The 23,732-nt window shown below is 54.4% G+C and carries 19 protein-coding genes and 2 pseudogenes; 9 read left to right on the forward strand and 12 right to left on the reverse strand.

The window, feature by feature from the left end; translation table 11 throughout:
- Positions 1-300: 300 nt before the first annotated feature.
- A complete protein-coding gene (locus tag EXE50_RS09560) occupies positions 301-936 on the reverse strand; it encodes a hypothetical protein (protein ID WP_137704928.1) in 636 nt (211 codons plus the stop codon).
- Between the two features lie 277 nt (positions 937-1,213).
- Between EXE50_RS09560 and EXE50_RS09565 the strand changes: the two genes are divergently transcribed.
- From EXE50_RS09565 to EXE50_RS09575, 3 genes are all read left to right on the forward strand, one after another.
- On the forward strand, positions 1,214-1,651 hold the full coding sequence (locus EXE50_RS09565; protein ID WP_199241423.1) for a hypothetical protein: 438 nt from the start codon (positions 1,214-1,216) through the stop codon (positions 1,649-1,651).
- Between the two features lie 58 nt (positions 1,652-1,709).
- Positions 1,710-2,540 carry a hypothetical protein gene (locus EXE50_RS09570; RefSeq protein ID WP_137704930.1) on the forward strand — a complete coding sequence of 277 codons (831 nt, stop codon included), beginning with the start codon at positions 1,710-1,712 and terminating at the stop codon, positions 2,538-2,540.
- 73 nt (positions 2,541-2,613) lie between these two features.
- Positions 2,614-3,774 (forward strand): signal peptidase I, encoded by a 1,161-nt coding sequence (locus tag EXE50_RS09575; protein ID WP_137704931.1) that lies wholly within the window; start codon positions 2,614-2,616, stop codon positions 3,772-3,774.
- Here EXE50_RS09575 and EXE50_RS09580 read toward each other — a convergent pair.
- A pseudogene (locus tag EXE50_RS09580) lies at positions 3,770-4,042 on the reverse strand (RNA-guided endonuclease TnpB family protein); the annotation flags it as partial. The gene EXE50_RS09575 and the pseudogene EXE50_RS09580 sit on opposite strands and share 5 nt — an antisense overlap.
- A gap of 91 nt (positions 4,043-4,133) precedes the next feature.
- On the opposite strand from EXE50_RS09580, the gene EXE50_RS09585 reads away from it, so the two are divergent.
- Positions 4,134-4,991 (forward strand): winged helix-turn-helix transcriptional regulator, encoded by an 858-nt coding sequence (locus EXE50_RS09585; protein ID WP_137704932.1) that lies wholly within the window; start codon positions 4,134-4,136, stop codon positions 4,989-4,991.
- Between the two features lie 103 nt (positions 4,992-5,094).
- Here the strand turns inward: EXE50_RS09585 and EXE50_RS09590 are convergent, their stop codons facing one another.
- From EXE50_RS09590 to EXE50_RS17450, 7 genes and pseudogenes are all read right to left on the reverse strand, one after another.
- Entirely contained in the window at positions 5,095-5,493 is a 399-nt protein-coding gene (locus EXE50_RS09590) for a hypothetical protein (RefSeq protein WP_137704933.1), read from the reverse strand.
- Positions 5,494-5,510: 17 nt separating this feature from the next.
- The gene (locus tag EXE50_RS18010) at positions 5,511-5,861 is read right to left on the reverse strand and encodes a HalOD1 output domain-containing protein (RefSeq protein ID WP_158293666.1); all 351 of its coding nucleotides are present in this window, start codon (positions 5,859-5,861) and stop codon (positions 5,511-5,513) included.
- Between the two features lie 205 nt (positions 5,862-6,066).
- On the reverse strand, positions 6,067-7,854 hold the full coding sequence (locus EXE50_RS17445; RefSeq protein WP_199241424.1) for a hypothetical protein: 1,788 nt from the start codon (positions 7,852-7,854) through the stop codon (positions 6,067-6,069).
- Between the two features lie 265 nt (positions 7,855-8,119).
- Positions 8,120-8,754, reverse strand: a pseudogene (locus tag EXE50_RS09605) (IS6 family transposase).
- Positions 8,755-8,759: 5 nt separating this feature from the next.
- Complete coding sequence (locus tag EXE50_RS09610; RefSeq protein WP_137704934.1) at positions 8,760-9,398, reverse strand: IS6 family transposase; 639 nt, start codon at positions 9,396-9,398, stop codon at positions 8,760-8,762.
- A gap of 142 nt (positions 9,399-9,540) precedes the next feature.
- A complete protein-coding gene (locus EXE50_RS09615) occupies positions 9,541-9,897 on the reverse strand; it encodes a MarR family transcriptional regulator (RefSeq protein ID WP_137704935.1) in 357 nt (118 codons plus the stop codon).
- Positions 9,898-10,163: 266 nt separating this feature from the next.
- A complete protein-coding gene (locus tag EXE50_RS17450) occupies positions 10,164-13,844 on the reverse strand; it encodes a PAS domain S-box protein (RefSeq protein WP_199241425.1) in 3,681 nt (1,226 codons plus the stop codon).
- 220 nt (positions 13,845-14,064) lie between these two features.
- Between EXE50_RS17450 and EXE50_RS09640 the strand changes: the two genes are divergently transcribed.
- Positions 14,065-15,327, forward strand: coding sequence for an RNA-guided endonuclease TnpB family protein (locus tag EXE50_RS09640; RefSeq protein WP_137704936.1), 1,263 nt, complete (start codon positions 14,065-14,067; stop codon positions 15,325-15,327).
- Between the two features lie 280 nt (positions 15,328-15,607).
- Here the strand turns inward: EXE50_RS09640 and EXE50_RS09645 are convergent, their stop codons facing one another.
- The 3 genes from EXE50_RS09645 to EXE50_RS09655 form a co-directional block, all read right to left on the reverse strand.
- Positions 15,608-16,726 (reverse strand): hybrid sensor histidine kinase/response regulator, encoded by a 1,119-nt coding sequence (locus tag EXE50_RS09645; RefSeq protein WP_206750612.1) that lies wholly within the window; start codon positions 16,724-16,726, stop codon positions 15,608-15,610.
- Positions 16,727-16,805: 79 nt separating this feature from the next.
- The gene (locus tag EXE50_RS09650) at positions 16,806-17,264 is read right to left on the reverse strand and encodes a response regulator (RefSeq protein ID WP_137704938.1); all 459 of its coding nucleotides are present in this window, start codon (positions 17,262-17,264) and stop codon (positions 16,806-16,808) included.
- Positions 17,265-17,270: 6 nt separating this feature from the next.
- Complete coding sequence (locus EXE50_RS09655; protein ID WP_137704939.1) at positions 17,271-18,179, reverse strand: winged helix-turn-helix transcriptional regulator; 909 nt, start codon at positions 18,177-18,179, stop codon at positions 17,271-17,273.
- A gap of 195 nt (positions 18,180-18,374) precedes the next feature.
- On the opposite strand from EXE50_RS09655, the gene EXE50_RS09660 reads away from it, so the two are divergent.
- From EXE50_RS09660 to EXE50_RS09675, 4 genes are all read left to right on the forward strand, one after another.
- Positions 18,375-19,919 (forward strand): lipopolysaccharide biosynthesis protein, encoded by a 1,545-nt coding sequence (locus EXE50_RS09660; RefSeq protein WP_137704940.1) that lies wholly within the window; start codon positions 18,375-18,377, stop codon positions 19,917-19,919.
- Positions 19,916-20,986 (forward strand): hypothetical protein, encoded by a 1,071-nt coding sequence (locus EXE50_RS09665; protein WP_137704941.1) that lies wholly within the window; start codon positions 19,916-19,918, stop codon positions 20,984-20,986. The genes EXE50_RS09660 and EXE50_RS09665 overlap by 4 nt, the downstream gene beginning before the upstream one ends.
- Positions 20,987-21,051: 65 nt before the next feature.
- Entirely contained in the window at positions 21,052-22,485 is a 1,434-nt protein-coding gene (locus EXE50_RS09670; RefSeq protein WP_137704942.1) for a sulfatase, read from the forward strand.
- A gap of 5 nt (positions 22,486-22,490) precedes the next feature.
- Entirely contained in the window at positions 22,491-23,693 is a 1,203-nt protein-coding gene (locus tag EXE50_RS09675; protein ID WP_137704943.1) for a glycosyltransferase family 4 protein, read from the forward strand.
- Positions 23,694-23,732 lie beyond the last annotated feature (39 nt).

The raw sequence follows: 23,732 nt of genomic DNA on the forward strand, positions 1-23,732 counted from the left end.
ATTGGTTACTCTATGCGTCATTCGTCTTTAGTTAAGCTTGTCAGTAATACACTTGGTTAGAAATATGCCCGATAGTATTGAATTATACTGATCAACCGAGCCAAACATTGTATCCACTGAAATCAAGCAATAAACCGACTCTAGAAACACGAATTTCTCGCCGTAGCGGGAGTAAATCGGAAGAATTCGAACAGAACTTGAGCCAAGACAGCATTACTGAGAGTATTAACTAAAGACGAATGATTGGTTACACAGAAAGAACACTGACTCGAAAAGGACTCGAAAATCCTCTCGAAGTTGTTATGCTGTTGGGTCAGTGATGTTTATTTCGAGAGTTGCACCGGTATCGTCATCACTACCAGCAGTGACCGTGACAGTACGTGAATCTGCTGCCCCTGCGCCGACTTTCACGTTGCTTGGGGCATTCGCGAATGCGATATTACTGCCGTCAACGCTAAACCCAGTTGTGTCAAACGAGAGTGAGTGCTCGCCTACTGTCTCACTACCGTTCGAGTTAACCAGTGAGATCAGGTCCGCAAACTCTACGCTCGCATTCGCCAAGAGTCGGGTGTCATTCCCACCATTACCGGTTTTATCAAATCCGAACACAAGTTCCACGTCGTTTTGAAGCAAACTGACGTATTGACTCCCAAAAGCAGGGCTTGAGTAGTTATCACTGCTCGTTGGGAACAATCCAGACCCATCCGTGTTTAGACTACCGTCACTCTGCTTAACAGCGACTTCATCATAGCCGCCGACATCAATCAACACGTCTGCGAAATTCTCTGAAGCACCGAGTTCGGTATTCGCGATAACATTCACGTTAACTGTCCTGTCTGCGGACACGGTCGTGAAGGCACCCGAACCGAGGATGCCGCCACCTGCTAATGCGAGTCCGCCCATTGCCGCCAGTGTGTTTCTACGATTGAGATCCATGTGTATGGTCCGTGTGTACTTTCGGTAGTACTCATCTACCTATTGTGAACAGGGGATATTATTATTAGGCCGCATTACCTGCGCTAAAGCCCATCTTGAGGTAGTAAAGCCCATCTTGAGATGCTGAAAGGGATTCATAAATATACCCCCAGGGGGGCAATAGAAGATTATGCCTACAAACAGGCGAAACGTGCTAATCGGACTTGGAGCGAGCGCAACAGCGGTCGGCGGGATCTTCGGCTCGGGCGCTTTCACGAGTGTCGAGGCAGAACGGACAGTGGCTTTAGAAACCACTGGGGACGCAAGCGGGCTGGTCACGTTCGTTGGAAGCGATGAGGAGATCATCCAGAATGAGTCTGTTGGGGCCACCCCAAACAATGTCATCCAATTTAACCAAACCGCACTCAACGAAGTGGCGACCACCACGTATTCAAGCGTGCTTACGGTCACAAATAACGGATCAGAGGCTGTTGGACTGTCAGTTGACGACAGCCAAGGAACAGATCCCAACAATCTAGTTGGTAGCGCCCTAGATGTTCAAGACTCTAGTGGTAATTCGATTGTAGACAGCACTGGCAATAAAGCGATCAATCTAAGTGCCGATGGTGGCTCGAAGACCTTGTCTATAATTATTGATCTCCAAAACAATTCTACGGCAGACCTCAGTACGATTGGCTCAATTGTTTTTGCCGCTCGAACCAGCGACTCTGCCTGAACAGTTCCAGGCAAGTATTATTCCGAAGCCGCAGACGGCGTGACAAATAAGGACACATATGAAGCGATCCACACAAATCATAATTGTACTCACAATCTGTGCTCTAGGAGGTGTAATAGCGACAGGTGCGACCCCATCTAGTAGCAGCGGCAATCCTGTTGACCAAATCAATGATAGTGATCGGACGCTGATTAGTTTAACGCCGGCTGATTCACCAAACGGCGATGAGTACGCCAGCATTACGAATGGAGAGCTGGTTATTTCTGTTGATACAATTACAAATGTCCAAACAGACTATGACACTCTATTCGTGGTTACATTTGCTGGAGTAGATGGATCTACTGACCCAGCACAGGTGTGGATCAACAGTTCAACGGAGCAGATGGATTTCTACCGGATGGATACGAAGAGCACAATTACTGATGAAAACAATACTGTCGAACTGGAGCCCGGTGAGTCTGTTGAGGTGGGGATGAGTGTTGGTGGAGACGAACCTGTAGAGAGTAGTTTCACACAGACCGTGACATACAACGCGAAGATCCCCAGTACTGATGGTGGCGATGGGAGTGATGGTGACGATGGTGGCGATGGGAGTGATGGTGACGATGGTGGCGATGGGAGTGATGGTGACGATGGTGGCGATGGGAGTGATGGTGACGATGGTGGCGATGGGAGTGACGGGAGTGATGGTGACGATGGGAGTGACGGGAGTGATGGTGACGATGGGAGCGACGAGAGTGATGGTGGCGATAGTGAAACAGAGCCACCAGTTGAAGAACCGGCAAGAACCATGATATGGTATATCTTGCCGCTGGTAGTGCTCGTAGGCCTCATCATGTACTATGTTGTGGCCAGCAGGCGGAGACGTGATCAAGATGAAGACGCCTGAATTGAATTTGGCTCCGGCTCAGGTAAACTGAGTTGGATAATAAACACTTGTCCGCTAAAAATCACATCCGTTGATGCTTCGAGATTATATAAGCAATTTACTGATCGTTATTGTGGTTATAATGACATTGCTGCTTGTTATCGGGTCTATACTGGGCCAACCAATACTGCTAAGTTTCGTCACGTCGGATAGTATGTCCCCAACTCTTAATGAAGGAGATGGGTTTGTCGCCATCCCAGCGCAGGTGTCTGGAGAAGTCCAACCCGGCGATGTTGTGGTATTTACCGCTGAGGAACTTAGTGGCGGGGGACTCACCACACATCGAGTCGTGGGTGAAACCAGCGAAGGATACATCACAAGAGGTGATAATAACCCATTTACCGATCAAGACAGCGGAGAGCCACCGGTGTCCGATCAAGATGTCGTAGCGACAGCCCTCCAGTTGAATGGCCAAATTATGGCAATTCCTACACTTGGAGCAACTATTCTTGAAATACGGACGACACTATTTGAGGTATATTCTGCGGTTGCAGACACACTCGGAGTTCGAGGATTAGATGATTCACGCCAAACTGGAACGGTGCTCGTAGCCATAGGCTCCATTATATTTTTGATTAACCTAGTTGGCAGTGTATTCACCAAACCGGGTCGAGACCGAACCAGAGACCGAAAACGAAGCAGAGAGACACAAGCGAGCTTCTATTTTACTATCCTCTTATTAATCCTCATCGTACTTATCCCCGCAAATGCAGCAATGTTACTTCCAAGCACAACTCATGAGATACCAGCTGGTGATATTGCTGATAAGAATAACATCAAGCCGGGAGAAATTGTTGATATCCCCGTGTCTGCGTCAAATGAAGGATTAATCACCGTATTTGTACTGCTTGAAACGTCAGATAATGCGAAAATTACTGATCAAACACTAGAAGTTGCTGGTGGAAAAAAGGCTACAGCGACTATATCTACGCCTGCCCCAAAATCCTCAGGAAAGCAAGTGGTAGTGGTGTCAGAAAACCGGTACTTGTTATTGCTACCAGCAGATGTGATTGTGTTGCTGTATGAAACTCATCCGCTGGCTCCGGTTGGAGCAATTAATTTGATGCTAATACTTGGTATCTCTACATTCACTCTCGGTATAGCCGGATCAAGTAACCGGCGCAAACGGGTAACTAACCGGGACGTTTCATTACGCTACCGAGTGAGACGGTATCTCCGAAAATTATACAGATAGTCTGACCGCCCTTCTTGTCGAGCTTGAAGCCAGACTGACTGTAGGTGAAACTGCGGAACTCTCGTGGCGGTTTCCACGTGAGTTGACCGACGCCGTATCCGTTCTCTTTGAGTTTGGAGAGTCCTTTGAGGTTGTCGAACAGACGCTCTACGACGGTTTGGAGAACTTTCGAGTACACGTCTGAGAGGCCGTCCCACCACTTCTTGACGTTGGGAAGTTCCGACCGTAGCGTGGCCATGGACGGCAGTTCGCTGTGTTCGTCTTGGTATCCCCGGCGCGAGGAACCCCCAGCGTTCACGCTGCGAAGGATGTTATTAATAAGAAAGAACAATTACTCTTGAGACTCTAGCAGTATTTATATGGATAAAACAGAAGACAATACCACACAGCAAGTACAAGCTGCGACAGAGATTCTCTCTTATAAGTGGCATGCCGTGGTAATTAAAATTGTTAAAGATTTAGATGGGGCGAGATATTCAGAGATTAATTCTAAAATTGACCAGATATCATCGAAAATGCTTTCAGATGCGTTATCTGAACTTACTGATCGAGGAATATTAAACGAAGTAAAAAACGCTGGTGAGGACAGCGGAGTCAATTACGAGTTAACTTTAGAAGGCAGGCATTTTGCTAAGGTGCTGGGAGTGCTGATCCAATGGCATACACTATATAATGAGCAACGTCCGTCCATTCTCATTATAGAGGATGATCCGATGGCATCATCGGCTCTATCAGACTATTCATCAAATCCGTTTAACGTGCGTACCGTCTCACGTGGCGAGGATGGTATTCGGCATTATACTAAAGATACTGACTTAGTCATTCTTGATCGCAAGTTAGATGACATCAGTGGTGATACGGTAGCTACAAAAATAAAAGAAAAAGATCAACACGCACTGATACTTGTTGTATCCGGTATTGACCCGAAAGATAATATACTAGATCTGCCGGTTGATTGCTACCTGAAAAAGCCCGTCAGCAGAACTGAGCTAAGAAGTCGTATCAGCGACATTCTTAACAGACAGGGTCTAGAGCTGGAACAGCGGGAGTATCTCGCACTGAGATCAAAACAGTCAGCGCTCATAGAAACGCATGGTGCGTCTGCACTTGGTCTTCAGTCATATGATAGGATTGAACAACGCATCAACAATATTGAGCTGTCGGAAAATATGATAGAGATACTAGAAGCAAATATGTTAGATAACCAGGAGAATTAAGTTATGTCGCTTTTTGGCACTTTTTGCTTGCTCAAGCGCGGGAATTTCTTCTTGATTCTCCCTGAAATATCAAATATCAAACATAGCTGAGACCCTTCCAGCTTCAGCCCGATAAGGATATCAACAGAGACATATTATATGAGATTGCCACAACAGATACGGCCGTCATTGGTAGATATCCTAATAATCGCATATAGACTGCTGGGAAGTTTGAACTAGTACAATAAGCAGCTGCGAACTCGGTCACGAGAGAGACCATGAGAACTGCTGTCAACGAGAGTAATAGTAGCCCTCGAATAGTCCCAAACGCGTTTATCGCGGCCAAGGCGATCGGATTCAACTCTACAACACCAGAGATTGTTAGAGCGTGAACTGTAATTATCACATCCAGTATTTGAGTAATTATAACTGCGCTAATTCCAAGCATACGCTGGGCTCCTCCGATCTGCTCAGCAATGTCCTCAACCCTATTCAAACGCAAATATTCATTTTTGATTGACATGTGGCCGTAATAATTGGTTATTTGCCATTTCGCCGAGCAGCGTGGCTATTCGACGAGTTAGCGATTGCTCGTGGTAACCCAATGTCAGGGTTCCGTTTCTGACCCGGGGAGTTGCCATCAAACGACTTTATTATAACCTGCTTGTCCGCGGTTAACAGCACAACCATGCTTTGCCATTTGAAACGGAGTGTTCCCGCCGCTGGCGGATTACGTAAAAATTTGTTAATAAGATCTCCATTAATATAGTCAGAAAGAGTAGGTAAATTGGTCGGGTCATTTCCGGTATGATTAGCGGCTAGTGTAATGAGAAAATCCAAAGGTGTTTGTGAACCTTCTTCGGGGTAATCTTTTCTTGTGACTCTGGCCATACACTAGAATACGGGATACGTGTTAATGTTTTTATGCTATCAACGGGCAAAGCATATGCTTTAATCGAAGTAACCTGTTCCTCGGTAAAGAAAGAATCCCAGCGTTTGCGCTAGGAGCGACCTCAAAAAAGCTAAGTTGAATTTTCAACCCTGAGAGCATAAAACCTCAGCGGATGAATCCTCGTGGTTCAGCGCGGGGAAGATGTCACTCGAAGATGTTGCCGCCCTTGCCACCGGCACTGGACTTGCTTGTGTCGAACAATCTCTGTACCTCAGACTCGCTAAGCGCACGGCCGTACACCTTCGGTTCGTCTATTGCGTTAGTCCACCTGAATGACAGATTGCTGCTCCCGTCCACAGCATTACCAACCCTAAATGGGGCTAAGGTAGCGGTCGGCAGCCCTAACGCGTCGCCGGTGTACACCTCTTTCACCTCACCGGGGGGGTCAACATGATTACCTCCATTAAACGCCGTATCGTCAATTGTCCTGTACACCCTGTTTTTCGGCGTGGCATTCTCGTCGTGAGCCCACACGATGTGTTGCCAAGCGGAGCCATTCGGATTCCACCTGGCTACCTCCTGTTCCTGTCCGTCGACAGATATGAACAAAAATCCTTTTCCACTGCCATTATTTTTTTCTCTGATAAACATTTGTAATCCATCTGTACCGGTTCCCGTCTTATCGAAGAGCATCTGATCGTTGTTCGCGGCCTCGGAGATGTTCGTTCCGAACGCAAATCCATATATCGATAGTGTGAATGCGCTGTTATTGATAAAGTCATACGCAGCGTCGTCCGGTATTTCAAGTACGTGAGACTGCTCCCTTATTCTAGCGATTGTCTTCCGATCAGGGCTGTTATCAACTTTCCCAGTATACGTGGCGTTGTTACCGATGATTCCGTCATCAGTGACTGGTTTCTCAGTCACCGTATTCTCGGCTGAACCACTTATACTATCGAAGTTCCAGTAGGAGCTCTGTAAGTCGATTAGGAGATCGACTGTTTCGGATACCGTGACAGACTGGCTGGATCCATTTGCCGAGATATCGAGTTGGACCGTCGCCGTATCACCGAGACTCGCTTGAGGATTGACATCGCCAAAGACCCCAATACTTTCTCCCGCAGAAACAGTGGTTGGTGATCCGGTGCTCGGGTCGACGCCCGTGATTAAGTCAATTCCAGTATTGTTATCCGCGTATCCAGTTACTTCAGCAGAGACGTCAGCAGCATTGTCGAATGTGTTCGTGACCGATAAGAGCTTCACAGCCCCACTATCGGCTCTTACTGCCCGCACGCTGTCTATCGTCAGGGCGTTTTCAGAGACACCGACTTCTGGGTCTTTGTTCCGAGCTGTAAAGACAATCGACTCAACCGAACTCAGGTCCGCAGTAGGGTACTCACGAAGGTTGACAACCACTGAGAGATCTTTTGACCCACCATCAGCCGCTAAAGTAATTGCAGCTGTGCCATTGTCATCAACAATTGAATTATCGCTACTATCCCTGATGTCGAGTGCAGTCCCAACCAAGCTGTTTGGGTCTATCCCTTGAGAACTGTCTACCGACAACCCGACATCTTGACTCCCGTTGTTCGTGACCGTAACAGCGTTATTAAAGATGGCCTCTGTCTTCTCGTTGAGGGCTGTCTGCTTGAGTTTGATCACGTTATTCGAATCGGACCCAACAACCTCGTCAGAAACAATATCAGTATTATTACCTGTGAATTTTATTAGTGCACTTGCGTCGCCAACAGCCCCAATATTGACTGTCCGCCCAGCTTCGACAGATGAGAACGCACCCGAACCGATAACACCACCAACGCCTATTGTGGAAATACTAAGATATGTGAATACTTCACGTCTGCTTGGATTCATCTTGATTATAGTAGAGAGCCTACCGGTCTTATTTATGACCCACATACAATCGTTAAAGCTGGGCTTTAGCTGGACGTGGCTCTGTTTAATATATTTCTTGACGCCTTCCTCACCCTTCACAGTAGTTGCCGAACCTAGCTGAGACTCTTGACGCTGGGCTCCATTGGTCGAGAAATGATCCAGACAGTTGAGGCGAAACAAGCGTGTCGTGCTGCTTCACCGCTGCTGTATCCACACTTAGAATTCGGTGTGAAACCATGCGTAGAGTACACGAGAGAGGATTTTATTGCTCTGATAGGGTGAAAGCCTGCTAAGTCCCCAGCGTGCGTGAAGAGGTACCGAGGTGGTTAAAGTCGATGATTCAACAGCGTCATAAGCGTAGTGTTCAGATAAGCTGGTTCCATGCGAAAGCGAACGATCTGAGCCACTCGTCAACAGTTTCTGCTTTGGCGTTGTTAAAGCAGTTTGAGAAACTGGTAGTTCTGCGTTTTACCTCACGAAAGACACGTTCGACGCTGTTCCGATTTCCATGTCGTTCGTATCTGAAATCGAGGTCATGTTTGCGACAGGCTCGCTGGAGTGAAGCTGATCCATCTACGAGAACTGTTGCGTCATCTATATCGTGTTTGTCACGGAGATCAGAGAAAAACCGATCTGCGAGAGCGTTATTCGTCGTCGGCTCAAGCTGTGTATGAAGCAGATCGTTCGTTTCCGGATCGACAGCAGCGTACAGCCAATATTGTTCGTCGTCAAGCCGAATCACAGTCTCATCAACCGCGACGTGATTCGGGCTCCGACCAGATTCTGGCTGTAGATCGGCTTTGTGAACCCAGTTGTGAACGGTGGATCGCGTTCGTTCAACACCGAATATTTTAAAGAACAAACAGCATTCAGAAGCGATGATTCTGCCAAATGAAGCCGAATACTGAGCTTCATCAACAGCCGCGGTGTTGCCTCTCGCTCCACAAACTCTAAGTTGATCTCGTCCAAACAGCCGTTGAGGCGGTCGTTTTCGGGCAGTCGGGTTAAGTTTGACGTGAATTGTGGTAGACGGCGAGGGCTTCGAGCCAATTTTGAGCTGTCTCTAGCGCGACATTACTGAAACTATTCACAAACGCTGATGTTCGTCGTTCTATTTCCCAAAAGACGCGTTCGATAGCATTCCGATTTCCATGTCGAATGAGTTGAAATCGATAGCCGTCTTCAGCGAGAACTGATCCGAGATAGTCTGCGTCATCGACGAGAAATACCACGTTATCGAGCTGATAGCGTCGGTGGAGCTCGGTGAGAAACCATCGCGTCATCTGTTTATTTCCGGTCGGATAGAGACTCACGTGAAGGATCTCGTTCGTAACCGGATCAACCGCGCCGTACAGCCAGAACTTCTGGCCGTGGAGGCGGATTATCTTTTCGTCAACCGCGAGCTGATCCTCTGAGACGGTCGAGATCGGCTGTATATCGGTTTTATAGACCCAGTTGTGAATAGCGACGTGACTCCGATCGATCCCAAACCTTTCGAGATGTTTACTTACCTCGCGGAGCGACATACCGGCCAAGTGACAGCGGATCCCTACTTCAATTGCCCAGCGCGGAGTTCGATCTCGCTCCACAAACGACAAGTCGATCCAAGCGATACGTTCGCTGAGGCGGTCGAATTCTGCCATAAGCACTCGGAACTCGTCCGCCTCATTCTCTAACTTTACGCGACCTTTCGGGCATGAATCACTTTGAAAACGCACCGCCTCACATTTCAATCCTTATCTGAACACCGCGGCGAGGATGACACTGCCTTGTGCGTAGGCCATCCTACGCGTTCTCTCCTAAATCCGGCGCGGCGTCGGCCCACTCGTCATCGTCGCCGTAGGCGTCATCGCCGTACTCGGTCTCGATCTGCTGGAGGCTCACTACGTTCGCAATCTCCGAGGCTGCGACGTCCTCGGCAACCGCCCAGTAGGAATCGACCTTCTGAACGAGGTCTTTCTCTCGGAGTCGAGAGAGGGTCTTGTGGACACTAGAATACGGTACGTCGGTCAGTTCTGTCAGTTCCTTCGGGCTGAACCCCATATCGGGATGGTCGAGCAACACTGTAAGCAGTTCGTGGGCGTTCGTCCCCGCTTTAACCGGCGGCGTGTCTTCTCCGCTGGAATCGATTCTGATTGGCATTACTGTCTGTCTATGTCAAAATTTGTCTGAGAACGTCATAAAGTTATTGCCGTTTGATAGGGATTATCGTAGCCACCCGGACTGTTTCGTTCAGCTCGTCAGTTCGCGTGTAACAGTCCCCACACTGAACTCTATGAAATTCTACGATAATCCCTATGAGTACACTCGTGATCAAAATCCGTACCGTGACTGCGTTTCTTTCGTAGTTTTCATCGACCGGCTGTTTCAGTCGAGAATATGACTAAAAATTAACATTTTAATAAATATCACTTGTCTATAAGTTCAACGCTTGTTATCTCAAACCGTGTTCCGCTGTCTGTTCCGTCAACAATGCGAATCTGCCAATCGTGAGCAGTGGCGATCTGCTTGACGATGCTCAGTCCGAACCCTGTACTATTCGTCGACCGCGAGTAGCCGGCCTCGAAGACAGCGTCGCGCTCGTCGGATGGAATCCCCGGACCATCGTCCTCAATGTAGAACCCGTCGTCTAGTTCTCCAATCGTCACAGTCACATCTTCCCGGCCGTGTTCAACGGCATTCCGAAACAGGTTCTCAAAGACCTGTTTGAGGCGGCTTCTGTCTGCCTGAACATCTCGATCGATAGTAGAAATCAGTTTTGCCTGATTCGTCTCAACGTTCTCCCAGCACTCGTCGGCTATCATAGCGAGATGGACTGGCTGAGCGTCGGTTACTGCTTTCCCTTCCCGGGCTAGCGTTAGGAGCTCATCAATCAGCGTCTCAATTCGGTTGAGCGCCCCTTCGAGATCGCCGAGGTGAGCGCTGTCACACTCTTCGGCTGCCAGTTCGAGCCGCCCGGTGGCGACGTTCAGCGGGTTTCGGAGATCGTGTGAGACAACACTCGTGAACTCTTCGAGCCGCTCGTTTGCACGCTTGACCGACTCACGTTCGCTGATGTCGATATACATCGCTACCGTTCCGATGACCTCTCCGTTGGCTGTCCGGCGCGGAACCGCACGCAGAAGCGCTTCGATGACCTCCCCATCGATAGTCAGTAGCTCGCGTCTCTCTCTGGTAAACTGTCCGTTAAGTGCCTGGCTGTACCCCTCCGATTGCAGTCTTTCAGCATATTCGGGCGTGTAGAACTCCGCGAGTTCACTGTCGATTATCGTATCCGCATCGTATCCAAGGGTCTCGGCGAACTGGCTGTTACAGTCATCGATGATCGGTTGGCCGTCCTCGGAGCGAGTAAGAATCGTCATTACCGGGGCCTCCTCGAACAGCGTTCGATACTGGGTTTCGTATTTCCTCGCCAATTGCTCCATTTCCTCAGTTTTGTGTTCCAGTTGCTGTTCGTGTTTTATTTGTTCGGTAATGTCGGTTGAAACACCGGCGAGCTGCGACGGGTCGCCGTTCTCGTCTGTAATCACGTCGAGGCGTGCCTGCACCCACCGCACACCACGGTCGGGATGGTCGATACGGAACTCTTGTTCGCGTGGCCAGTCGGACGTTTCGTCCTGCTGGGCTTCCATCTCCGCAAGTAACTCGTCCTTGTCGTCGGGATGGACGTGTCGGAGCCATGCCGTCGGGTCGTCGTATGCCTCTTCCGGGGTGATCCCGTAGATCGTTTCCACTGCCGGATTCACGTACTCGGTTTCGGAGTAGTCGGTCGGCAACAGGAAAAACGCGTCCTCAACGTTGCTCGCGAACCGCTCGAACCGTTCGCGGACCATTCGAAGCTCCTGCTCGCGCTCCTTGCGCTCGGTGATGTCTTGAAACGTCCCTTGAACGGCGATGAGTTCATCATCCTCATATGCCGGCTCTCCGAGCGCGCGAACCCAGCGCACGTCGTCGTCGACTGTGACGATCCGCAATTCCACGTCATACGGTTCGCCATCGGATGTTAGACGGTCGACAGCCTCCCGAATCGTGTCTCTATCGTCGGAATGATAGAACTCGATGGCGTCTTCAATTCTCACATCAGCATCCGGTGACAGTCCGTGGATCCGATACACCTCGTCCGACCACCACAGCGACTCAGACTGCAAATCAAGTTTCCATCCACCGATATGTGCGACTTCTTGTGTATCTCGCAGGAACTGACGGCTCCGGTCAAGTTCCTGCTTTCGCTGCTTGCGTTCTGTTACATCACGATATAGCCACAAGTGTGCCTCCCCCTCGGGCAGGGTGTACGGCACGTAATCGCGTTCGATCACGCGACCGTCTGCGAGTGGAAGTTCCTCGTTTTGAACCGGCTCTCGCCGTTCGATTCGGTCGGCAATCGATCGCATGAACCCCTCTGAACCGACGAACAGATCCGCGAGTTCTTCAGCCGCCGCGGCGCAGTCGCGTCCGACGAGTTCCTCGCTGTCCATCGGGACGCCGAGCGTGTCCCCTAACTGGTCGTTTGCCACGAGCACCTCGCCTTCCGCGTCTTCGACGAGTACGCCCATCGGCAGCGTTTCGGCGATCGTTCGGAGAACGGTATTCGTCCGTTTGAGCTCGGCTTCCCGTTCTTTGCGGTCAGTGATGTCGAAGAAGGATGCTACCACTCCGATCGGGGTCCCGTCGCCGTCCGTCAGGTGGCTGTTCACCCCGCGGGCGTAGAACGTTGACCCGTCCGCCCGAAGGGCTTCGAGTTCGTCCTCCCGACGCCCCCGTTCCGTGACCGTCTCCAGCACGGACCGCGCTTGCTCGGGATCCTTCCACAGCTCTGTGGCTGGACGTCCGATCACGTCGTCTTTATTTTCATACCTCCATAGATCGAGGAACGCAGGGTTCACATCGATCAGTTCGCCGTCGAGATCCGTTATTGCGATGCCGCTGAGCGCCGACTCGTACGAATACTTGTACCGTCGAAGCATCGCTTCCCGCTCCTTCCGCTCGGTAACATCACGCAGAATCCCGACGGACCCCTCGAAAGACTCCCCGTCGTACGGGAGGACGCCCATATGATCCTCACAGACGATCGGCTCACCCCGCTTTGGCTGAACCTCGATCTCGAACTGCACGCTGTCGGGGCCGTCCGACGAGAGAATCCGCCCGAGGTTGGTTTCGGAACGGTCGACAGCCTCCGGCGATTTGATGAGTGCCGGTGACGCTCCGACGACCGTCTCACGGTCGTATCCGATCATCTCGACGAACGCGTCGTTCACGTATTCGAACGCTCCCGTCTCGTCGAGAACGTAGACCGGGTCGTTGAGCGTCTCGACGACCGTTCGAAATCGGTCGAGTTCGACTTCCTGTTCCTGTTCCGCGGAACGATCCCGGACTGAACAGATCAGCTCACCGGTGTCGGTCTGTGCAACGGTGTGGTCTTCGCGAAAGGTCGTTCCGTCAGCCCGGAGGCCGATTGTTTCACCGCTCCAGTAGCCGTCCGCAGCGACCGTCGGCATAATCACATCCTGTGCGATTGCTGTCTCGCCGTCGGGACATGTCAGCTCCCAGTTTTTCCCGTTTATCTCACTGGGTTCGTGTCCGTATATATCCGCGTACGCCTGATTGACGTAGATGTACTCGCCGTCCTCACTGAGGATGCTGATGCCTTCCTGTGCCGTTTCGATGGCGTCACGCTGGCGCTTGCGTTCCTTCTCTGCACGATGTCGCTGGACGGCGTTTCGCAGTCGGTTCGCCAATACGGCGTACTGGTCGGTCCCACTCTTTTTTTGCAGATAGTCCGTCACGCCCGCAGAGATGGCTTCACCGGCGATCTCTTCGGAACCTTGGCCAGTGAACAGAAGAAATGGCAGGTCAGGGTACTTCTTGCGGACGGATTTGAGAAATTCGATCCCGTTCTGGCCAGGCATATCGTAATCAGAGATTACACAGTCGAAGTCGTCGTGAGAGAGATGCTCTAATCCCTCACTGGCACTCCTCACGGTCTTGACGGTGAAGCAATCGTCCTCCCGTTTCAGAAATTCCGCAGTCAACTCAGCGAGGGCTGGCTCATCGTCAACGTGGAGAACGCGGATATTCATTCCACGAGTCATACTCCAACTTCACAACCAGTCATAATAATACCACATCCACAGATGAAGATCAGAATTCTGTCACGTGGTGTCTTTACGGAGAATCAAGGAGAAAGCCTCGCGCTTCAGCGCGGGGATGAATCCGACAACTCTTCTCTAATCCACGGTTCGATGGGACGGCTGGATATTCCTCGCTACTCCGCCCCGAACCTTCAAGTTAGTTTGTCTACATAGGTTACGTATGGCGAAACAGGTCGTCACACGCACCTATACTGCTTCCATTCGGAACCAGTCACAGGTACAAGACGACCTTGACGCCCTCGGGTTCGCAGCCTCGAAACTCTGGAACGTTGGACGGTGGACATGCAGCCGGATTTGGGACGAAATCGGTCACATTCCAACTCACACCGAACTCACCGCGTACCTGAAGAGCCACGAACGCTACGATGACCTGCACTCGCAGTCAAGTCAGCGAGTCCTTCAAGAACTCGCTGAGGCGTTCAACGGCTGGTACGGAAAACTGCAAAACGGAGACACGAGAGCGAACCCGCCCGGCTACCGCAAACACGGCGACGAACACCCGCGTTCGACGGTCACGTTCAAATCTGCCGGCTTCAAACTCGACACTCAGTACAACCGCGTCCGGCTCTCCCAAGGGTCGAACCTCAAAGAGTATTGGTCGGATTTCATCCTCTGTAAATTCCAAACACGACCTGACGTTGACCTCTCCACTGTGGAGAACGTCCAACAAGTGAAGGTAGTTTGGACAGGCGATGAGTGGGAACTTCGCTTCGTCTGTAAGGTTGAGATTGATGTATCTGGGCCACCTGACGAACAAACCGTCGGTATCGATCTCGGCATCAACAACTTCGCCGCACTCGCCTACGAAGACGGTCACAGCGAGCTGTACCCGCTGAACTGTCTGAAGCAGGACGACTACTACTTCAGCAAGCGACTCGCTCGCTGTGACGATTCAAACTCTGAGCAGGCTACACGGTTGAATCAGAAGAAATCGAGTCGGCGCACGCACTACTTCCACACCCTCTCGAAACACATCGTTCAGCGGTGTGTAGAGGGGGGTGTAGGAACGATTGTGATCGGTGATCTCTCGGGCATCCGTGAGGCGAAGAACTGGGGCAAGCACGGCAATCTCGACTTGCACTCGTGGGCGTTCGACCGCTTCACGAAACTGCTCACCTACAAAGCCGAGATGGAAGGAATCACTGTCGAGGAAGTGTCTGAGCGCGGCACGTCGAAGTCGTGTTCGTGCTGTGGTCGCAAGCGTGGGGCAAACCGTGTCGAGCGTGGATTGTACGTCTGTGACGAGTGCGGGACGACGGCGAACGCAGACGTGAACGGAGCCGAAAACATTCGACAGAAAGTATCTCCGAGTTCACCGAATCTGTCGGTGAATAGGAGTAACGGCTGGTTGGCACAGCCATCGACGTTCCTGTTTGACAATGAAACTGGCGCGTTCGCGCCTCAAGAACAGGTAACGTCGTAAACCACAATATCCCAACTCAGCGGCGCGGTGCCGTGGGAATCCTCGTGCTTTAGTGCGGGGAGGATGTCAATACGTATCGACATCAATTCGACCAGCCCTGAGTGGTTACATATAACGAGTTGTCTGTTAAGTGACTAACCCGTTAGTCGGAGCCGATGTAACGTCAATGGGCTGTCTACACTCTCTGTCTTACACTCACTTTGTGATATACTCCGTTCAACATATCCGTCCAACAGTAGCAGTATATCAAGTCGGTTGTGAACATCCGTATAGTACATCATTATGCTCTGACTGCCGGGACAAATCCGAGCCTGACGACCGTCCCACGGGGCGAGTTGTCCTCGATTCGAATCTCACCGTCGTACTGTTGCATAAACTTGTTTACAAGATATAAGCCGATGCCTGTTCCGTCTGCATCGCCCGAATACGCTTTCTCTATCACGCTTGCTTTCGTCTCAGCAGGGATTCCTGGGCCGTTATCGGCGATGTCGACCCATACGTACTCCTGCTCGGCATCGCCCTCAATCGTTGTCGTTTCGGCATCGGTATCACCAGCGGTTGAGTGGTGAACGTCGATCTCGATGCTCGGAGTATTGGTGTCGTTGTGATCGACAGCGTTCAGCAGGACGTTCCGTAGCACTGTTCCGAGGAACTGGTTGGCTTTCACCGACGCGTCTGATGCATCGCCAGTGAGCGAGACGGACGCCGATTCGTAGTTTTCTCTGAAGTGAGTGACTTCGGCGTCCAATACCGCGCCAAGTTGAACGACGTCGAGTTCTGTTCGCTCGTCTTCGAGTGTGCTGATTAGCTCTCCGACGGACTCGGTAAGGGTCACAATGTGATTGCTGGCGTCTTCGATACGGTCGAGTGAGCGCTGTTCGCTCGGAGAGTCCGCCTCCAGCGCACTCGCCCAACCAAGGATGATCGAGGCGTCATTTCGGATTTCGTGGCGGATGAGCCAGTTGAGGACGCTCAGCTCGTTTCGCTGCCGCTCGATCTGTTTCGTTTGGGCCTTCCGTGTCTGCGCATAAGTAACAGTTTTGGCCAGCACTCGAGGCGTGACGTGGTCCTTGATCAAGAAGTCCTGTGCGCCCTTATCGACGGCTTCAGTACCGAGCTGTTGATCACCGACGCTGGTGAGAACGACGATAGCGACGTCAGAGTCGGCGTCGACGACCCGGTCGACGGTTTCCAGCCCCGTCGAGTCGGGAAGGTTCAGGTCCAACAGGACGGCATCGTAGGTCTGCTCCCGGTCGGTGAGTTCTGCAAGCCCGGGCTCGAGCGATGTGACTCGCTCGACTTCCGTCGGAGTCGCAGTCGGATTGTCGACCGTGTCTGCCTGCAGTTCCTGTAACATTGCCGCGTACAACTGCGCGTCGCTGTCGTTATCCTCGACCAACAGAACGCGTCTCGTACTCGGAGTCATTATGATTACTCTTATAACCTACATATATAAACAACCAGTGCGTTTCGACACGTCACCCCACCTCGCGGGACCGGGTCAGTCGTGCGAAAAACCCGCAAATACCAGCAATCCGGCGGCGGTACTCAGGGAACTCCATCGGCTTGTTCAAATAGAGGTTCGCTCCGAGGTCGTACGATCGGTGAAGATCAGCGTTACTCTCTCCCCCGCTGAACACAGCAACGGGGAGTTGTTCGGGTGAGTACGACTGTCGAATCATATTTAAAACTTCGAATCCGGATCCGTCCGGAAGGTTGATATCGAGGAGCACGGCCTCGGGTCGCACGGTCTCACCGGTGCCCGCCGCATCGAGATGGTCGAGAAACCCTGCGATACTGCTGTACCGGGTTAGGTCGTAGACGCAGTCACTCTGCTGAGCCGCCGTCTCGATCATCATGGCGTCAGCATCGTTGTCCTCGACGTAGGCGAGTCCCCCGCACTGTGGGCCGGAGCTCGTGGTGGATCGGTTCGTCACGGCGGTCTACTCGTGTGTGATTCCACTGGCGTCGGTAAGGAGCTCGTCAATTGACTCGGCCTCTTCCAGTGAGCGCCACGCATCCCGATCTTCGAGTTCGTTCTGCCACTCCTCCTGCAGGTCTTCGAGGGTCGCGTCTGCCCGCTCGTACGCCGGCGCTGTCTCGACGGCCGGTCCGCGTGTCTCCCTGACGAACTGAAGTCGATGCTCTCGAGCCCGGACCCGTCGCCCGAGCGCCGACAGCTCATTCATTCGGTAGAGTGTATTGACGGCCTCGAGCACTCTTTCGCGCGTCGCCGGCTTGCTGAGCAACAGGTCGGCAGGGAGTTCGGTGGCCGATACGGACACATCCGCCGAACTCAAGAATCCTGTCGGGGGGGATATCCCTGCCTGTCGAGCGTTTTCGACGATCTTCTCCCCGGTCGTGTCCGGCAGGTGTCGATCGAGGATCGCAACGTCGATACTCTCGTCGAGCGCAGCACGGGCTGCTTTGCTATCAGTTGCCGTGACGACATCGTACTCAGCACTGAGCCAAGAACTGAGCAGCTCGACCTGCCGTGGATCGTCGTCAACGATCAGTACCCGCGGCAGCCCCCGACTCTCGACGTATTCACCATCCCAGTCCGCCGTGGCGTCGATGAGTGCGTAGAGATTCTCCCCGGCGGGGGTTAGTGTGTATTCGACACGGCGGGGAGACTCCTGGAGCACCTCCTTGTGAAGCACGTCACGCTCGATGAGATCGTCGACGTTGTTCGAGAGGACCTTATTCGAGATTCCGTCGAGCCGGCCTTTGAGCCCACCGAACCCCGTGGGCTCGTTTTCGTGAAGCTGAACGATGATCCGTGGTTTCCACTTCGTACTGAGTAGTTCGAGCGCCACGGAGTCAGCTGGGTTTTGATTCGGGTCGGAGGTCATGACTTGTTGTGACTGTCCGTTATCGGTAGATGCTGGGTGTTAGTACTGGTGAGCACATAACCTGAGGGTAACTCTTTTTTGTTACTTCGAGGTAACACGTATAAGTATTTGATGCCGGTGACCCTAGTCCCACCCGAGCGCGTAACTTCGAGGTGTTGGTATGCAAGTGCCTCACGCTGAAGTAATCCCACCTGAATGGGTGCAACCACAAAAGAGGATTCGTCTGGCTCGCTCGGTGGGAGTGCCTCGACAATCCTCGTCGGTATCGTCGTCGGAAGCGCTCTCGCGCTGGCTGCCGAGACGTATCTCGCCCGCTCGCTCGCTCCGGAGGTGTACGGTACTGTCGCACTTGCGTATACGCTCATTTACGCACTCGGGTTGCTGCTCGGAAACGGCATCGGTGACGCCATCGCCCGGACGCTGAACGCCCGGTCGGGTGAAGCCCCTGGAGCAGTCGTCAGCAGCGGTCTCGTCATTGCACTCACCATCGGTGGATTGCTCGTGACGGTCGGGTACATTACCCGTCGTCCGTTGGCCGAGGCGCTGGGCGAACCCGCTCTCGCCACGTACTTGCCGTGGCTCCTTCCGTTCGGCCTGCTCTACCCACTCGGGCAGGTGGCCTTCGGAACGATTCGTGCCGATACCGGCTCGAAAGTAGCCGTCCTGGTCAGGGATTTCGCCCCCCGACTTCTCGGTATCGGTGTTCTGGTCGTCACCGCTGCGCTCGGCGCGAGTCTGCTCGGAGCCATCGCCTACTGGCTGATGTTCCCGAGCGGTATCCTCCTGTTCGGGTTCGGCTATCTACTGTTCCGACAGCGAAATCGCACGGAACCGTTAGTCGCATACCCGGATGATGACACGCTGCGGACGGTGTGGGGGCATGCGTGGCCACTCGCAGCCTCGGCGTCGATGTTTATGCTCCTTTCGACGCTGGACGTGTTGATGATCGGTCTGTTCGCGACGTCCAGCGAGGTCGGCTTCTATCGGGCGATTCAGCCGCTCCGACAGTCAACGACGTTCGTGCTCTCTGCATTCAGCTTCGCCTTTCTCCCGCTGGCGACCCGCCGGTTCAGTGACGGACAGCTCGACAGTCTCGGACAACTGTTCACTACCTCGACGAAGTGGATCGTGACAGCTACCCTCCCGCTTGCCCTCCTCTTTGTTTGCTACGCAGAGTCGGTCGTGGAATTGCTGTTCGGAGGGGCGTACGCTCCGGCTGCGCCCGCACTGGCTGTTCTCACGGCCGGACTGTTCTTTCGGGCGCTCACCGGACTGGACGGTGATCTGATAAAGGCTGTCGACCGCCCCCGAGTCGAGCTGTGGACGGCAGCCGTCGGCGTCGGCGTCAACGTGATCGTGAACGTGTGGGCGATTCCACGCTTCGGCATCGTCGGCGCGGCCATCGGGACAGCGGTCGGCTACGGCGCGTACAACGCGCTCGAACTGGTTGTCATCTACCGGACAGTCGGCGTCCACCCGTTCTCGAAGGCGACGACGGGCATCGTGTTTATAACGGTGCTAGTGGCACTCGTGGTTCGGCTCGTGACCGGAAGCGGTGTCAGCGTCGTCGTACTGGTCGCCGCCGGTGGCGCCATTGGACTGAGTGCGGTCGGCTCCCTGTTGCTCGTCGGTGATCTCTCCGACGCCGAGATACAGGCTCTCGAGCACCTCGAACGCCGGACGGGGGTTCACCTCCTGTGGCTCGTCCTGAAACGAAATCTCGGAGGAACGAACACGTGACCCAACAAGATGTAGACACGGAGGATGGCGCAGCGGCCGCAACGTGGCGACGGCGCCTTACGAAGTGGGGTAAGCCAGTCATCACCACTTCACTCATCGTCCTCCTGGTTGGAGCGGCTGCGTTCCCCTCGACTGCGGTGTCGTCCGCACAGCCAGAGACGGACGGGAGAGATGCAGAAACCAGCAACGAAAGCGAGGGGCTGTTCGGCGGTATCAAGACCGCCGTGGATCCGGTCTGGTGCTGCGCGTTCGGCTGTTCAAAGCCTGTCGTCGTCTCGCAAACTGAAACGGTCGTCGTTCAAGAGAGTGCCCCGACTCAGCAGGCAGAGGCGCCGGGCGCCCCGGCTAACACGACTGTCGATACGGAAGCGAACGCGAGCACGAACGCAACTATCGAGGCAGGCGGGAGCGGCAGCGTCGGAGAGACAGTATCTGACACCCCGGCGGGGGAGGGCGCTGAAGGAGTCGAGGGAAGAGACGGTGGTCAGCGACCCGCCACATCGCCACGGATTGTCCAGGCCGTCTCCGGTGGAGAGACGGCTACTGCTCCGTGGTGGTGGTTCCTACTCGTCAGCTTGTTCGGGTTTGTTACGCTTGCACTCGTCGGTCTAGCGCTCTATCGACGCCTCGGCCAAACAGACCGTACTACAGAGTCGTCTCCGTATCCCGCGACGCTCCGACCCCGCGTCGTGCGAGGGAAGGCTCACTACACTGACGACGGAACGAAGACGGCATCTGCCGGAGCGGCTTCCTCCTCCGAACCCGCCCGCGTGCGACTCACCAAGGCGAGAGCCGCACTCGACGATGGCCGGACGGACCAGAGCGTGACGCTCGCAGTACAGGCACTCGCCGATGCGTGTGTGCACGAAGAGGAGATACAGGGCCACGCGGCACTGTTCACAGCATGGGAACCGACCGCCGCTGAGCTACCTACCTTCCCTGCGACACTCGATCAACTCCACGGAGACTACGAGCAGGCCATCTTCAGTCCACAGTCCGTCTCTGAATCGGACGCAATGAACTGTATCGAGACGGCCGAAGTCCTTCTGACGGGCAGTGACACGTAGGTTACGCCCGTGTGTTACTCGCAGCTCTACACCGGCGGTTAACTGTGGCGTGTGTCGTCGGAAGTATGAGCAGTCACCCGGGACCTGATACTGCTAACGACAGCCACCAGACAGCCGAGACCACCGAGTCGACCGTCCACGGCACGACCGAAGACCGCAGCCACAAGGGGTCTCCCACGACGGGCTTCGACGCCACCGAGCCGAACCACGTCATCCTCCTCTCGATCGACGCGCTACGTGCCGACCATCTCGGCTGTCACGGCCACCACCGTGACACATCCCCGACCGTCGACCGGCTCGCGGCGGACGGCATCAGGTTCAGCCGGGCGTACAGCCCGAGTTCACACACCCGCGAGGCTGTCCCTGCGCTCCTCTCCGGGCAGTACCCGAGCGTCGCTACCACCGACCGCTTCCGACGGAATACACAGACGATTGGCCACCTGTTACAGGGCACAACGGCTCGCTCGGCTGGTATCCACTCCAACCCGTTCGTCTCCGAAGGGTTCGGCTTCGGTGATGGGTTCAACCACTTCGACGACGACATGCTCGTAGGCGGCCACTGGCTGACCGCGCTCGCACAACGAGCCGTGGACAAGCTCCGTAATCGCCACTACGCGCGGGCCGAGACGGTTACCGACCGCGGTATCGAGTTCCTCCGGTCACAGGCCGTCGATGGCGGTCGGCCGACGTTCACTTGGTTACACTACATGGATGTCCACGGCCCGTACGAGCCGCCGGCAGAGTTCAGTCGCAAGTACGTCGCTGATCGCGTCACCGATGCCGAAGCGGCTCAACTATACAAACGAGCGATTGCCGAGCCGGATTCGCTCAGCGAGCGCGAGCAGCAACGTCTCATCGACCTCTACGATGCCGAAATCAGGTATCTGGACGCCAACGTCGACCGTCTGCTGGATGAACTCTCCCGACTCGGCATCAGAGACGAGACGCTCATCCTGCTGACCGCCGACCACGGCGAGGCGTTCGGAGAGCGTGGCTACTACGAACACCCGCGATTCCTGCCACAGGAACTCACGCACGTCCCACTCATCGCCACCGGCGCAGGGGTTCGCTCCCAGCAGACGATTCGCGCGCCCGTCAGCACGCTTGACCTTGCTCCGACGATCGCGGAAGTGTTCGACGTCGAGTACGCAGGCCCCGGCCGGTCACTCGTTGCGACGGCAGACAGGCCCGACTCAGACCGTGTCGTGTTCGCACAGGCACGCGGCGAGGGCGAGGACGCCGGTGTCCACCGGTATGCTGGCTATCGGGGAGGTGGTGTCGCCTACGCCGACGTGGATACAGAGACTGGCGAGCGAACGTTCGACGCCGGCATCCAGTGCAGTTTGAAGCGGGCTCTCAACGGACATATTGACGCCGACGGCTACACCACTGCGACCGATACTGGACGGTCAGAGAGAAGTGAAACAGAGCGGACGACGGAGAAAGATGCAGAAGACGATGTGGCCCACCGCCTGCGCGCGCTCGGGTACGTGGAGTGATTCAGATGGACATTGCATTCGTCTCCAACGTGGTGTATCCCGACGTGACGGGCGGCGCGGAGAAACGTATCTACGAAATCGCCCGCCGCCTCGCTGCGGAGGGGCATACCGTTACCCAGTACAGCAGGCACTACTGGGAGGGCCCCAAGCGCATCGAGCGCGAGGGAGTCACCTATCAGGCTATTGCGCCGGGGAAGGAGCTGTACGCTGGCGACCGGCGCTCGATTACGGAAGCACTCGATTTCGGTGTTCGAACGATTCCCGCACTCCGTGGGGCGTTCCGCGACCACGACGTCGTCCATGCGTCGATCTTCCCGTACTTTCCCGTTCTCGGGGCAGCAGTTGCCAAGGCGGCGGGCCGAGCGGACGCCGCGCCACTTGTGACGACGTGGCACGAGGTCTGGCTGGACTACTGGGAGGAGTATCTCGGGCGACTCTCCCCGTTCGGTAAGCTCGTCGAACGGTACACCGCACGGGTCGACCAACATCCCATCGCTATCTCGGAACTGACCGCACGGCGGCTGAAGCAGGTGGGCCGCCCTCGCGAGCAGACGCACGTCGTTCCAAACGGAATCGATGTGGAGGGCGTCCAAACGGTGGAAACGGCCACAGACGGCTACGACGTGCTGTACGCTGGCCGGCTCATTCCCGAAAAGAACGTGGACGTGACTGTCGAGGGGTTCGCTCGCGCCGCACAGATCAACCCCGACATCCGCCTGGGTATCATCGGTGACGGCCCCGAGCGCGAGGCGCTCGAACAGCTCGCAGCGGGGATGGCCTGCCGGGAACGTATCGACTTCCTCGGGTTCCTCCCGGAGTACGAAGACGTGCTGGGGCACATGCACGCTGCTGACGTGTTCTGCTCGCCCTCCGAGCGCGAGGGGTTCGGCATTACGTACATTGAGGCGCTCGCGGCGGGGTGTACGGTCATCGGCGCCGACCACCCGCGAAGTGCGGCCTCGGAAGTTATCGGAGACGCCGGGCTGGCCGTTCGGCCGACGACGACGGCGGTCACACAAGCCCTCTCGCGGTCGCTGTCAGGAGTTGCGGCGACAACGCGCCCCGAGCAGCGGGCCGCACAGTTCGATTGGGATCGAATCGCGGCGCAGACCCTCGACGTGTACCGGGCGGTGCTAGACGAGACTCCGACGTCTCAGCAGTCGGAGCCCAGTCGAGCGAGTGTCGAGTCCACGGCACTGTCGGACTGACACGAAACCCCAACCCGAAAGCTCGGTGACCTCAAGTAT

It is taken from the genome of Halorubrum sp. ARQ200, assembly GCF_005435115.1.
Lineage (GTDB): Archaea > Halobacteriota > Halobacteria > Halobacteriales > Haloferacaceae > Halorubrum > Halorubrum tropicale.

What these genes read in the sequence shown, in the direction of transcription:
- EXE50_RS09560 (WP_137704928.1), bottom strand. Translation starts at nt 936, where the DNA reads ATGGATCTCAATCGTAGAAACACACTGGCGGCAATGGGCGGACTCGCA.
- EXE50_RS09570 (WP_137704930.1), top strand. Translation starts at nt 1,710, where the DNA reads ATGAAGCGATCCACACAAATCATAATTGTACTCACAATCTGTGCTCTA.
- EXE50_RS09575 (WP_137704931.1), top strand. Translation starts at nt 2,614, where the DNA reads ATGCTTCGAGATTATATAAGCAATTTACTGATCGTTATTGTGGTTATA.
- EXE50_RS09585 (WP_137704932.1), top strand. Translation starts at nt 4,134, where the DNA reads ATGGATAAAACAGAAGACAATACCACACAGCAAGTACAAGCTGCGACA.
- EXE50_RS09590 (WP_137704933.1), bottom strand. Translation starts at nt 5,493, where the DNA reads ATGTCAATCAAAAATGAATATTTGCGTTTGAATAGGGTTGAGGACATT.
- EXE50_RS18010 (WP_158293666.1), bottom strand. Translation starts at nt 5,861, where the DNA reads ATGGCCAGAGTCACAAGAAAAGATTACCCCGAAGAAGGTTCACAAACA.
- EXE50_RS09610 (WP_137704934.1), bottom strand. Translation starts at nt 9,398, where the DNA reads ATGGCAGAATTCGACCGCCTCAGCGAACGTATCGCTTGGATCGACTTG.
- EXE50_RS09615 (WP_137704935.1), bottom strand. Translation starts at nt 9,897, where the DNA reads ATGCCAATCAGAATCGATTCCAGCGGAGAAGACACGCCGCCGGTTAAA.
- EXE50_RS17450 (WP_199241425.1), bottom strand. Translation starts at nt 13,844, where the DNA reads ATGACTCGTGGAATGAATATCCGCGTTCTCCACGTTGACGATGAGCCA.
- EXE50_RS09640 (WP_137704936.1), top strand. Translation starts at nt 14,065, where the DNA reads ATGGCGAAACAGGTCGTCACACGCACCTATACTGCTTCCATTCGGAAC.
- EXE50_RS09655 (WP_137704939.1), bottom strand. Translation starts at nt 18,179, where the DNA reads ATGACCTCCGACCCGAATCAAAACCCAGCTGACTCCGTGGCGCTCGAA.
- EXE50_RS09660 (WP_137704940.1), top strand. Translation starts at nt 18,375, where the DNA reads ATGGGTGCAACCACAAAAGAGGATTCGTCTGGCTCGCTCGGTGGGAGT.
- EXE50_RS09670 (WP_137704942.1), top strand. Translation starts at nt 21,052, where the DNA reads ATGAGCAGTCACCCGGGACCTGATACTGCTAACGACAGCCACCAGACA.
- EXE50_RS09675 (WP_137704943.1), top strand. Translation starts at nt 22,491, where the DNA reads ATGGACATTGCATTCGTCTCCAACGTGGTGTATCCCGACGTGACGGGC.